The organism is Aeromonas jandaei, from assembly GCF_037890695.1.
Classification (GTDB): Bacteria; Pseudomonadota; Gammaproteobacteria; order Enterobacterales; family Aeromonadaceae; genus Aeromonas; species Aeromonas jandaei.
In genome coordinates, this window is the sequence record NZ_CP149571.1 from 3,732,512 (window position 1) to 3,745,324 (window position 12,813).

General features: G+C 56.7%; 9 protein-coding genes. 2 read left to right on the plus strand and 7 right to left on the minus strand.

Annotated features, from left to right (window positions below; all coding sequences use genetic code 11):
* The first annotated feature begins 12 nt into the window (after positions 1 to 12).
* Positions 13 to 1,239: an alanine racemase gene (gene alr / locus WE862_RS17390; protein WP_042031223.1), complete on the plus strand. Its 1,227-nt coding sequence runs from the start codon at positions 13 to 15 to the stop codon at positions 1,237 to 1,239.
* A 56-nt stretch (positions 1,240 to 1,295) separates the two neighbouring features.
* On the opposite strand, the gene WE862_RS17395 is transcribed toward alr, so the two are convergent.
* The 7 genes from WE862_RS17395 to WE862_RS17425 all read right to left on the minus strand — a co-directional run bounded on the left by WE862_RS17395 (position 1,296) and on the right by WE862_RS17425 (position 9,096).
* On the minus strand, positions 1,296 to 2,240 hold the full coding sequence (locus tag WE862_RS17395) for a TerC family protein (protein WP_042031224.1): 945 nt from the start codon (positions 2,238 to 2,240) through the stop codon (positions 1,296 to 1,298).
* Positions 2,241 to 2,542: 302 nt separating this feature from the next.
* Positions 2,543 to 3,538 carry a murein tripeptide/oligopeptide ABC transporter ATP binding protein OppF gene (oppF, locus tag WE862_RS17400; RefSeq protein ID WP_033114332.1) on the minus strand — a complete coding sequence of 332 codons (996 nt, stop codon included), beginning with the start codon at positions 3,536 to 3,538 and terminating at the stop codon, positions 2,543 to 2,545.
* Complete coding sequence (locus WE862_RS17405; RefSeq protein ID WP_041208572.1) at positions 3,539 to 4,519, minus strand: ABC transporter ATP-binding protein; 981 nt, start codon at positions 4,517 to 4,519, stop codon at positions 3,539 to 3,541.
* Between the two features lie 99 nt (positions 4,520 to 4,618).
* Complete coding sequence (oppC, locus tag WE862_RS17410) at positions 4,619 to 5,530, minus strand: oligopeptide ABC transporter permease OppC (protein WP_041208573.1); 912 nt, start codon at positions 5,528 to 5,530, stop codon at positions 4,619 to 4,621.
* Positions 5,531 to 5,544: 14 nt separating this feature from the next.
* Positions 5,545 to 6,465 (minus strand): oligopeptide ABC transporter permease OppB, encoded by a 921-nt coding sequence (oppB, locus tag WE862_RS17415; protein WP_041208574.1) that lies wholly within the window; start codon positions 6,463 to 6,465, stop codon positions 5,545 to 5,547.
* Positions 6,466 to 6,561: 96 nt separating this feature from the next.
* Entirely contained in the window at positions 6,562 to 8,181 is a 1,620-nt protein-coding gene (locus WE862_RS17420) for an ABC transporter substrate-binding protein (protein ID WP_339058651.1), read from the minus strand.
* A gap of 279 nt (positions 8,182 to 8,460) precedes the next feature.
* Positions 8,461 to 9,096 (minus strand): YchE family NAAT transporter, encoded by a 636-nt coding sequence (locus WE862_RS17425; protein WP_042031225.1) that lies wholly within the window; start codon positions 9,094 to 9,096, stop codon positions 8,461 to 8,463.
* Positions 9,097 to 9,850: 754 nt separating this feature from the next.
* On the opposite strand from WE862_RS17425, the gene adhE reads away from it, so the two are divergent.
* The gene (gene adhE, locus WE862_RS17430; protein ID WP_042031226.1) at positions 9,851 to 12,517 is read left to right on the plus strand and encodes a bifunctional acetaldehyde-CoA/alcohol dehydrogenase; all 2,667 of its coding nucleotides are present in this window, start codon (positions 9,851 to 9,853) and stop codon (positions 12,515 to 12,517) included.
* Positions 12,518 to 12,813: the final 296 nt, after the last annotated feature.

Here is a 12,813-nt window from a genome sequence, read left to right on the forward strand (position 1 = left end):
AAAGGAACCACCATGCACAAGAAAACACTGCTGGCCACCCTGATCCTCGGCCTGCTGGCCGGGCAAGCGGTTGCAGCCCCCTACCTGCCGCTGGCCAGCGATCACCGCAACGGCGAAGTCCAGACCGCCAGCAATGCCTGGCTGGAAGTCAATCTCGGCGCCTTCGAGCACAATATCCAGACCCTCAAGGATCGCCTCGGTGACAAGGGGCCGAAGATCTGCGCCATCATGAAGGCGGATGCCTATGGCCACGGTATCGATCTGCTGGTTCCCTCGGTGGTGAAAGCGGGTATCCCCTGCATCGGTATCGCCAGCAATGAAGAAGCTCGTGTCGCCCGCGAGAAGGGCTTCACCGGCCGTCTGATGCGGGTACGTGCCGCCACCCCGGATGAAGTGGAGCAGGCCCTGCCCTACAAGATGGAGGAGCTCATCGGCAGTCTGGTGAGTGCCCAGGGCATCGCCGATATCGCCCAGCGCCACCACACCACCATTCCGGTACATATCGCCCTCAACTCCGCCGGCATGAGCCGCAACGGTATCGATCTGCGGCTGGCCGACTCCAAGCAGGATGCGCTGGCCATGCTCAAGCTCAAGGGGATCACCCCGGTCGGCATCATGACCCACTTCCCGGTGGAGGAGAAAGAGGACGTCAAGATGGGGCTGGCCCAGTTCAAGCTGGACTCCCAGTGGCTGCTGGAAGCGGGCAAGCTGGATCGCAGCAAGATCACCATCCACGCCGCCAACTCCTTCGCAACACTTGAAGTGCCGGACGCCTACTTCGACATGGTGCGCCCGGGTGGCCTGCTCTACGGTGACTCCATCCCCTCCTACACCGAGTACAAGCGGGTAATGGCGTTCAAGACCCAGGTTGCCTCCGTCAACCACTACCCGGCCGGCAACACCGTCGGTTATGACCGCACATTTACCCTCAAGCGCGACTCCTGGCTTGCCAACCTGCCACTCGGTTACTCCGACGGTTATCGCCGCTCCCTGAGCAACAAGGCCTATGTGCTGATCCAGGGCCAGAAGGTGCCGGTGGTCGGCAAGACCTCCATGAACACCATCATGGTGGATGTGACCGACCTGAAAGGGGTGAAACCCGGTGACGAGGTGGTGCTGTTTGGCCGTCAGGGTGACGCCGAAGTGAAACAGGCGGATCTGGAGGAGTACAACGGCGCCCTGCTGGCGGACATGTATACCATCTGGGGCTACACCAACCCCAAGAAGCTCAAGCACTGATCGCCGACTGGCAATAGAAAAGGGCTCCCGCGGGAGCCCTTTTGCTTGTTTGCCTATTATGCCGTTTTCTTGCGGGTCACCCAGAGGCTCAACCCCATGGAAGCCAGCAGGATCAGCGCGACCACGCCCAATGCGATGCCGGTCGGGATCTTGAAGATATCCAGCAGCAGCATCTTGACCCCGATAAACATCAGGATCAGCGCCAGGCCGTATTTGAGCAGGGCAAAACGCTCGGCCACGCCCGCCAGCAGAAAGTACATGGCACGCAGACCCATGATGGCGAAGATGTTGGAGGTCAGCACGATAAAGGGATCCGTGGTCACCGCGAAGATGGCCGGGATGCTGTCTACCGCAAAGATGAGATCGCTCACCTCGACCAGCACCAGGATCAGCAGCAACGGGGTGGCATAGCGCACTCCGTCACGCCAGACGAAGAAGTTCTCCCCCTCCAGCGTCTCCGTCACCTTGAAGCGACGGCGCATCCAGCCCAGCAGCGGGTTGTTGGCCAAATCTGGCTCCTTGTCGGCCGCCCACAACATCTTGGCACCAGTCAGCAGCAGGAAGGTGCCGAACAGGTAGAGGATCCAGTGGAACTGCTCGATAAGCCAGCTACCCGCAAACACCATACCGGCCCGCATCACGATGGCACCCAGTACCCCGTAGAGCAGCACCCGGCGCTGCAGCTCGGCGGGAATGGCAAAGTAGCCGAACAGCATCAGCCAGACGAAGACATTGTCCACCGCCAGCGCCTTCTCGATGAGGTAGCCGGTGAGGAACTCCAGCCCCTTCTGGTTGGCAATTTCACGGCCTGCGCTGTGATCCAGCCAGAGCCAGATAGCCAGATTGAAGAGCAGCGCCACGCTGACCCAGATAAGGGACCAGATGCCTGCCTCTTTGAGCGACACCTTGTGCGCCTTGCCACCGCCGACAAAGCGGATGTCAATCCATAACAGGACCAGCACTATGCTGAAGAAACCGGCCCACATCCACCATTCACCCATTTTCACTTCTCCCAAAAACGACAAAACCCACGACCGAGAGGCGTGGGTTTGCGTTTGGAGCAGATACACCTTGCCTCTCGGCAAGGTCTCACTTACAGCTGATTTGCATCAACCGCCCGGCAGCCGGGTGCACTGCAGGAAATGGGTGCACCGTAATGACGACAAACCGGCGAGAAGTTACTCCCCTTGTTGCGCGGATATTAACAGCGACCAAAGATAACGCCAAGAGGCATCTTCGCCCTGACAGCAAAAAAACAGGGCGCCACCAGAGCGCCCCGTTATTTGCATTGCAACCTGCACAATCAGAGCGGATCCACCTTGAGGCAGGAGACGGCGTGATCGAAGTTCCCCTCCAGCACAGGGCGGGTCTTGGCACACTCGGGGCCAGCCACCGGGCAGCGGGTGCGGAACACGCAGCCTGACGGCGGATTCATCGGCGATGGCAAGTCCCCTTCCAGGATCTGGATCACCTTGTTGCGCTCCAGCTCCGGATCGGGGATCGGCACCGCCGACATCAGCGCCTTGGTGTAGGGGTGCAGCGGATTGGCGAAGATCTCCTTGCGGGTCCCCAGCTCAACGGCGTTGCCCAGATACATCACCAGCACCCGATCGGAGATGTGCTTGACCACCGACAGGTCGTGGGCGATGAAGATAAGCGACAGCCCCATCTCCTTTTGCAGCGACTTGAGCAGGTTGACCACCTGCGCCTGGATAGAGACGTCGAGTGCCGACACCGGCTCATCGCAGATGATCATCTTGGGCTCGAGGATCAGCGCCCGGGCGATACCGATCCGCTGACACTGGCCGCCAGAAAACTCGTGCGGGTAGCGGTTGACCAGGTTGGGCAAGAGTCCCACCTTGCTCATCATGGCGCGCACTTTCTCCTTCACCTCTTCCCGCGGCAGGTTGGGATAGAAGGTGATGAGCGGCTCGGCAATGATGTCGCCGATGGTCATGCGCGGGTTCAGGGAGGCCAGCGGATCCTGGAAAATCATCTGGATCTCTTTGCGCTTCTCGCGCAGGGCATTCTGGTCGAGCTTGGTAAGATCATCCCCCAGCCACACCACCTTGCCCGCCGTCGCCGGCACCAGACCGATGATGGCGCGGGCAAAGGTGGATTTGCCGCAGCCGGACTCCCCCACCACCCCGAGGGTTTCCCCTTCGTAGAGGCGCAGGGTAACACCATCGACCGCCTTCAAATCGGATGGCTTGGCCCATGGCCACGCCTTGCCACTCTTGATACTGAAGTGCACCTTGAGGTCAGACACTTCCAACAGCAATTTCTTCTCGGCACCCATTTAGTTGGCCCCCTTGTTCATGGCATCCGATACCCAGTGGCAGGCGCGCTCCCGGCCGTCATTGAACGGCGTCAGGATTGGCGACTGCTGGCCGCAAATCTCGCTCACCCGGTGGCAACGCTCCTGGAAGGGGCAGCCGGTGGGCAGACGCAGCAGGTTGGGCGGATTGCCCGGGATGGTGGGCAGCACTTCCCCTTCGGTATCGAGACGGGGAATGGCGCGCAGCAAACCTTCGGTATAGGGGTGGCTCGGGCGATAGAAGATATCGTCTACCTTGCCGTACTCCATGGTACGACCGGCATACATCACCAGCACCTTGTTGCAGATACCGGCGACCACGCCAAGGTCATGGGTGATCATGATGATGGCGGTGTTGAACTCGCGCTTGAGCTCGTTCATCAGGGTCATGATCTGGGCCTGTACGGTCACGTCGAGCGCGGTGGTCGGCTCATCGGCGATCAGCAGTTGCGGCCGGCAGAGCAGTGCCATGGCGATCATCACCCGCTGGCGCATACCGCCGGAGAACTCGTGGGGGTACATCCCCATCCGCTTGCGCGCTTCGGGGATCTTCACCGCATCCAGCATCCGCACTGACTCCTCGAACGCCGCCGCCTTGTTCATCCCCTTGTGCAGCATCAGCACTTCCATCAGCTGATCCTGCACCTTCATGTAGGGGTTGAGCGAGGTCATGGGGTCCTGGAAGATCATGGCGATCTTCTCGGAGCGGATCTTGTTGAGCTTGGATTCGGGGAGATTGAGGATCTCTTCACCCTGAAATTTGGCGGAACCGGTGATCACGCCGTTCTTGGCCAGTAAGCCCATGATGGCAAACGCGGTCTGGGATTTGCCGGAGCCGGACTCGCCGACGATCCCCAGGGTTTCACCGGCAGAGAGAGAAAAGTTGAGGTCGTTGACCGCCACCACATTGCCATCCGGGGTCTTGAACTCGACCCGCAGATCTTTTACATCCAGTAATTTCATAAAAACTCCTTATCGATCTTTCGTGACGTTTTCCTGTCGATCCGATTCGCTATCAGCGCTGGGTGGCCGCGCTCTTGCGGCAGCCACTTGCCACCTTGATTAGCGATCCTTCGGATCGAGGGCGTCACGCAGACCATCCCCGAGGAAGTTGAAACAGAACAGGGTCACCACCATGAAACCGGCGGGGAACAGGAGTTGCCAGATGGCCACTTCCATCGACTTGGAGCCTTCATCCAGCAGAGCACCCCAGCTGGTCATAGGCTCTTGTACGCCCAGACCAAGGAAGCTCAGGAAGGATTCGAACATGATCATCCCGGGCACCAGCAGGGTGGCGTAGACCGCCACGATCCCCAGCACGTTGGGTACGATGTGACGGGTGATGATCTTCCACTTGGAGACGCCGCAGACGTGGGCCGCCTCGATGAACTCCTTGCTCTTGAGGCTCAGGGTCTGGCCGCGCACGATCCGCGCCATGTCGAGCCAGCTTACCGCCCCGATGGCGATAAAGATGAGCGCCAGATTGCGGCCAAAGAAGGTGACCAGCATGATGACGAAGAACATGAAGGGGAAGGCGTTGAGGATCTCCAGTACCCGCATCATCAGGCTGTCGACCCGGCCGCCGATAAAACCGGAGGCGGCGCCATAAAGGGTGCCGATGATGACCGCCACCATGGCCCCCATGATGCCAACCATCAGCGAGATGCGGCCACCCAAGAGGGTACGCACAAAGAGATCGCGGCCCAGACTGTCGGTACCGAAGTAGTGACCCGCTTCGATATCCGGCGCACTCTGCATGGCCCCCCAGTCGGGATCGTCAAAGGTGTACTGGGAGAGGTGCGGCCCGACAATGACCGCCAGACCGATGATGGTCAGGATGATCAGGCTGGTGAGCGCAGCCTTGTTGCGCAGGAAACGACGACGGGCATCCTTCCACAAGGAGCGTCCCTCCACCACTTCCACTTTCTGCGCGAACGCCTCGACGGCTTCGCGTTTTTCAGTTGAAACAACCATGATGCACTCCCGAATTAGTAACGGATCTTGGGATCGATAAAGGCGTAGAGAATATCGACCACTGCGTTAAAGGTGATGGTGAGGGCGCCGACCAGAATGGTCAGACCGAGCACCATGGAGTAATCACGGTTAAGGGCACCGTTGACGAACAGCTGACCGATCCCCGGCAGACCGAAGATGGTTTCGATCACTACGGAACCGGTGATGATGCCGACAAAGGCCGGGCCAAGATAGGAGACCACCGGCAGCATGGCCGGACGCAGCGCGTGTTTCAGGATGATATGGCGCAGCGGCAAGCCCTTGGCACGGGCGGTACGGATGAAGTTGGAGTTCATGGTCTCAATCATGCTGCCCCGCATGATCCGCGAGATGGCGGAGATGTAGTACATCATCATGCCAAACACCGGCAGCACCATAAACTGTACGCCACCACCCTGCCAGCCACCGGCAGGCAACCAGCCAAGATGGATACTGAAGATAAGCACCAGCAAGGGCGCCAGCACAAAGCCCGGGATCACCACCCCGGCCATGGCCGACGACATCAACAAATAGTCGATGATCGAGTTCTGTTTCAGCGCCGCTATGGTGCCGAAAGTGACCCCCAGCGTGACGGCAAAAATAAAGGCGAAGGTACCGATCTTGGCGGAAACCGGCAGCGCCTGGCTCACCAGATCGTTGACGGTGAAGTCCTTGTACTTGAAGGAGGGACCGAGGTCACCCTGCACAAGGTTGCCCAGATAGGTGAGATATTGCATCCCGATCGGCTTGTCGAGGCCATATTTGGCTTCAATGTTGGCCATTACTTCGGGGGGGAGCGAGCGCTCGCTACTAAAGGGGTTACCCGGGGCGAAACGCATCATGAAGAAGGAGACGGTGATCAAGACCAGCAGAGTCGGGATCGCTTCCAGTAGACGTTTAAAAATGAATTTCAACATAGACAATTCCTGTCCTGTACTGCTTCCAAAGGGTCGCGGTTGTAATAAAGGCCCGCCGTCTGGCGGGCCTGCTTGTTATGCGACTTGTAACGAAAATCAGTGAGCGATGATGTACATGTCTTTGCTGTAGAGGTTATCCAGCGGGTTGGCCGGGTAGCCGCCTACATAGGGTTTCACCATACGGGCAGTCACGTACTGGTAGATGGGGGCAATCGGCATGTCCTTGGCCAGGATCTCTTCAGCCTGAACATAGAGCTTGTTGCGGGCAGCCACATCGACCTGATCGCGAGAGGAGTCCATCAGCTTGTCAAACTCCGGATTGGAGTACTTGCCGTCGTTGTTGCCGTGGGTGGTCTGCATCAGATCCAGCATGGAAGAGGCTTCGTTGTAGTCGGCAATCCAGCCGGCACGACCCACATCAAACTGACCCTGCTTCTTGGTCTCCAGATAGGTTTTCCACTCCTGGTTGACCAGGCTTACCTGCACGCCCAGCTTCTTCCACATGGAAGCAACGGCGACCGCTACTTTCTTGTGGTTGTCGTCGGTGTTGTAGAGCAGCTCGAACTTCAGCGGCTTGCTGGCATCGAAACCGGCCTCTTTCAGCAGCTCTTTGGCCTTGGCATCGCGCTCGGCCTGGGTCATCTTCGACCATTCCGGAGCCACCGGCTTGAAGCCATCCACAAAGTCCGGCACCAGGGTGTAACCCGGAGTCTGGCCCTGACCCATCACCTTGTCGGCGATCACGTTACGATCGATGGCATAGGAGAGTGCAGTACGCACACGTACGTCATCAAACGGCTTCTTCTTGAAGTTGTACTGGTAGTAGTAAGTACCAACGTAGCCAGTCACCTTCAGCTCATCCGGCTTCTCTTTCTTCATCTGCTTGAAGCGTTCGATGGGCATCTGGTAAGTCATGTCCACTTCGCCGGCCAGATAGCGGTTCAGATCGGAGTTGGTGGACTGGATCGGCAGGTAAGTCACCTTCTCGATCACAGTCTTGGCGTTGTTCCAGTAGTTGGGGTTGCGCACCACATCAACCCGCTCGTTCACGACCCAATCCTTCAGCTGATAGGCACCGTTGGATACCATGTTGCCGGGCTGGGTCCACTTGTCACCAAACTTCTCGATCACCTTCTTGGGTACCGGGTAGGTGGTGGTGTGGGAGAGCATGCTGACAAAGTAAGGAATGGCTTTCTCGAGCTGCACCTCGAAGGTGTAGTCGTCCACCGCTTTCACGCCCAGAGTGTCGGCAGGTTTCTTGCCGGCAATGATCTCGGAGGCGTTGATGATGGTCGGGATCTCCAGATACCAGGAGTAAGGAGAGGCGGTTTTCGGATCGACTGCGCGTTTGAAGGCAAATTCGAAGTCGTGGGCAGTGACCGGATCACCGTTGGACCACTTGGCATCTTTACGCAGATGGAAGATGTAGTGTTTGTTGTCCTTGGTTTCCCAGGATTCGGCTACCGCAGGCAGGATCTCGCCTTTGGAACCGGAGGCAACGAGACCTTCAAACAGGTCGCGCAGGATATTGGATTCGACCGTTCCTTCGGTCTTGTGCGGGTCAAGGGTCGCGGGCTCGGAGCCGTTGCCTTTTACCAGCTGCTGAACATCAGCCAGCTTGGTTCCCGCCGGGACATCGGCAGCTTGTGCCATATTGATGCCACCAAACAGTGCAGCCATCAGCAATGTGTTAATAATTGTTTTTTTATGAGTCATTTCCATACTCCAACAAGAACATTCCATGCGTTCATTTAAGTGGCGGGCATTGACCCCGCTCCCAGCATAATTCCCTGCCAATTCCGATATTGCAATAGATATTGTCAGGGCAATCATTACTTTCCGGTCAAAAAACCAGCTGCCAGCCTGTTTTTCAGAATGAAAATGCCAACGACATGTTCATTTTTTAAACAAGCGTCCGATTCTAAAAAACGGTGACCAAAAAGCAACCAATAAAAAGCCGGTCACGAGGACCGGCTTTCATAAAACAGACCTGGCTCACATCAGGCTGGGGAAGACACCCTTGATACCCGCCACCATGATCTCGATACCGAGCGACATCATGATAAGACCCATAATACGGGTCACCACGTTGATACCGGTATTGCCCATGATTTTGAACAGCAGCGGCGCGGCACGGAAAATTAGCCAGGAGCAGAAGGAGAAGACCACGACAACAACCGACATGCCGAGCAGTTGCTGCCAGTGGCTCTGGCTGGCATAGACGATGACCGAGGAGATGGCGCCCGGGCCTGCCATCAATGGCAGAGCCAGCGGTACCACGGCGATCGATTCACGCACCGCCAGTTCGCCCTTCTCCTGTTTGTTGTGCTTCACCTCGCCCAGCTTGCCCTGCAGCATCGACCAGGCGATCAGGGTAATCAGCGAGCCACCGGCGATACGGAACGATGCCAGCGAGATGCCGAAACCGTCGAGGATCAGCTGCCCCATATACATGGAGACCAGCAGGATGATCATCACCGCGATATTGGCGGTGGTGTTGGTCTTCATCCGTTCAGCCTGGGTGTAGTGGCTGGTCAGGCTGACAAAAACCGGCAGCAGACCCAGGGGGTTAATGATTGCGAACAAACCGACAAAAAACTTCAGATACAAAGAGATGTCAATTGCTGCCATAGGCGCCTTCCAAACGTGTGCAGGGCCCATCGGGCCAGTCCATTAATTTCGCGCGTAAATTTACATCATCCCCAGAGCGGGCACCAATCAAATAATCTCACCATTTACAGGGTTTTTTAGTTAGTTTCGCTAATGCATGGTCGCAACGTGGCATAAACCGGTGCCAACTTGCGCAAAAGGGCTCGATTGCCACCCAACACTTGTCTATGTTCCCATATCCTGGCTTATCGTCTTTGCTGCGATGGCAAAGATGGCATAGAACGGCCAGCAGCCACGCCCCAAAGATCGCTGTCACAGCCATCAATTGGATTAGTCATGGATTAAAACAACATGCAATTTCGTAACAAATGGGGTTTTAGGAGAGGTTGAATGGTGACTTCGTAACCACAACATTCATGTTTTATAACCTGAAGCGCCTGTTTCACCTCCTGCAAGCTGGCTAAAGCTTATTTAACCATTTGATACAAAGCGATTATTACCGTCCATTTACAATCCTCTTTGCTTCCTTCAGGATGCACATTCCGTTAACATCCATCAAACATGGATCATGAAATAAAATTTCTTTTGTTCTTTTGTTACACATGATCCAGATCAAGTTTTTCTGAGTCAGCCCCGCTCTATAATCGACTCAGAAAGCGATTTAGTAAGGCATGTGAAAAAGCTGTTGCAACGATACCGCCTTGACAGGGCGACTATAATTGCCGGGCATTGCCAACGTCTTACTAAACAGTTTTCAAATAATCAGGAGATAAACATGGCAGTAACCAATTTGGCTGAACTGGATGCACTGGTCGCCCGCGTTAAGGAAGCACAGCGTGAATTCGCCAGCTTCTCTCAAGAGCAGGTAGACAAGATCTTCCGTGCCGCCGCCCTGGCCGCCAACAACGCCCGTATCCCCTTGGCCCAGATGGCCGTGGAAGAATCCGGTATGGGTATCATCGAAGACAAGGTTATCAAGAACCACTTCGCCTCCGAATACATCTACAACAAGTACAAAGAAGAGAAGACCTGCGGCATTCTGAGTGAAGACACTCAGATGGGCACCATCACCATCGCCGAGCCGGTAGGTATCATCTGTGGTATCGTTCCGACCACCAACCCGACCTCTACTGCGATCTTCAAATCCATGATCGCGCTCAAGACCCGCAACGCCATCATCTTCTCCCCGCACCCCCGTGCCAAAAACTCCACCAATACCGCAGCCAAGCTGGTACTGGATGCAGCTGTTGCCGCCGGTGCACCGAAAGACATCATCGGCTGGATCGACCAACCGTCCGTTGAGCTCTCCAACGCCCTGATGAAACACGACGACATCAACCTGATCCTGGCCACCGGTGGCCCGGGCATGGTGAAAGCAGCCTACTCTTCCGGTAAGCCTGCTATCGGTGTAGGTGCCGGTAACGTGCCTATCGTTATCGACGAAACCGCCGACGTAAAGCGTGCCGTTGCGTCCATCCTGATGTCCAAGACTTTCGATAACGGCGTGGTCTGTGCTTCCGAGCAGGCTGTCATCGTTGTTGATGCCATCTACGACCAGGTTAAAGAGCGCTTTGCATCCCACAAGGGCCACGTGCTCTCCAAAGAAGATGCTGACAAGGTACGTAAAGTCATCCTGATCAACGGTGCCCTGAACGCCAACATCGTTGGCCAGCCAGCCACCAAGATTGCCGAGATGGCAGGCGTGACTGTACCGGCTGATACCAAGATCCTGATCGGTGAAGGCGTCAAGCTGTGTGCAGAAGACGAGTTTGCTCACGAGAAATTGTCCCCGCTGCTCGGTATGTTCCGTGCAAGCAGCTTCGAAAACGCCGTTGATATGGCCTGTGACATGGTCAACATCGGTGGTATCGGCCACACCTCAGGTCTGTACACCGACCAGGACCGCAACGCTGACCGCATCAAGTACTTCGGCGACAAGATGAAGACCGCGCGTATCCTGATCAACACTCCGTCTACTCAAGGCGGTATCGGTGACCTGTACAACTTCGCAATGGCACCGTCCCTGACCCTGGGTTGCGGCTCCTGGAGTGGTAACTCCATCTCTGAAAACGTCGGTCCGAAGCACCTGATCAACAAGAAGACAGTCGCAAAACGGGCAGAAAACATGCTGTGGCACAAACTTCCGAAATCCATCTACTTCCGTCGTGGTTCCCTGCCGATCGCTCTGAGCGACCTGGAAGGTAAAAAGCGTGCCATGGTCGTGACCGACCGCTTCCTGTTCAACAACGGCTACGCCGATGAACTGGTCAGCCTGCTGAAAGCACAGAATATGGAAGTGGAAGTGTTCTACGAAGTAGAAGCTGACCCGACCCTGGCTGTGGTTCGCAAGGGTGCCGAGATGGCCAACTCCTTCAAACCGGACGTTATCCTGGCACTGGGCGGTGGTTCACCGATGGATGCTGCCAAGATCATGTGGGTGATGTACGAGCACCCGAACACTGCGTTCGAAGATCTGGCCATGCGCTTCATGGACATCCGCAAGCGTATCTACAAGTTCCCGAAAATGGGCGTGAAGGCCGAACTGGTCTGTATCACCACCACTTCCGGTACCGGCTCTGAAGTGACTCCGTTTGCGGTAGTAACCGATGAAGTCTCTGGTCAGAAGTATCCGCTGGCTGACTACGAGCTGACCCCGAACATGGCCATCGTTGATGCCAACCTGGTCATGGGTATGCCGAAGTCCCTGTGTGCCTTCGGTGGTATCGATGCCGTGACTCACGCCATGGAAGCCTATGTTTCCGTACTGGCCAACGAGTACTCCGACGGTCAGGCGCTGCAAGCCCTGAAAATGCTGAAAGAGTACCTGCCGTCCAGCTACCAGAACGGTGCCAACGACCCGATCGCTCGTGAGAAGGTGCACAATGCTGCCACCATCGCCGGTATCGCGTTCGCCAACGCCTTCCTGGGTGTGTGCCACTCCATGGCTCACAAACTGGGTGCCGAGTTCCACATTCCGCACGGTCTGGCCAACGCCCTGCTGATCAGCAACGTCATCCGCTACAATGCGAACGACAACCCGACCAAGCAGACTGCGTTCTCCCAGTACGACCGTCCGCAGGCTCGCCGTCGTTACGCCGAAGTCGCTGACCACCTGGGTCTGACTGCTGCCGGTGACCGCACCGCTGCCAAGATCGAGAAGCTGCTGACCTGGCTGGACGAGCTGAAGGCTACCCTGGGTATCCCGGCCTCCATCCGCGAAGCTGGCGTTGCCGAGGCTGACTTCCTGGCCAAGGTTGACCAGCTGTCCATTGAAGCCTTCGATGACCAGTGCACCGGCGCCAACCCGCGCTACCCGCTGATCAGCGAGCTGAAGCAGGTTCTGCTGGACTCCTACTACGGCCGTCCCTTCACCGAAGCCGCTCCGGTAGCTGCTGCACCGGTTGAAGCCAAGGTTGAAGGCAAGAAGAAATCCAAGGCCTGATAACCGGTCCTGAGATAACAAGCCCGCGCACTGCGCGGGCTTTTTTTATATGTGCCGCCCTGCACTCCCCCGCTCTCCTCCCTCCCCGACCAGACAACCCGTTACCCCTCCATCCATCAGGTAATCCATACCACAGGCCTCCCTGGTTCGGGATTGGGCTGCCGGTACAAAATGTGCGAACAATCCCCACAGATCTTCTTAGCCATGCAGACAGCGCTGGCCCTGTCGAGGGTATCTGCAAGCCACTGATATAAGGGCTGAATGGAAATCGGGATAGGAAAGGGGAAATTCGGAGA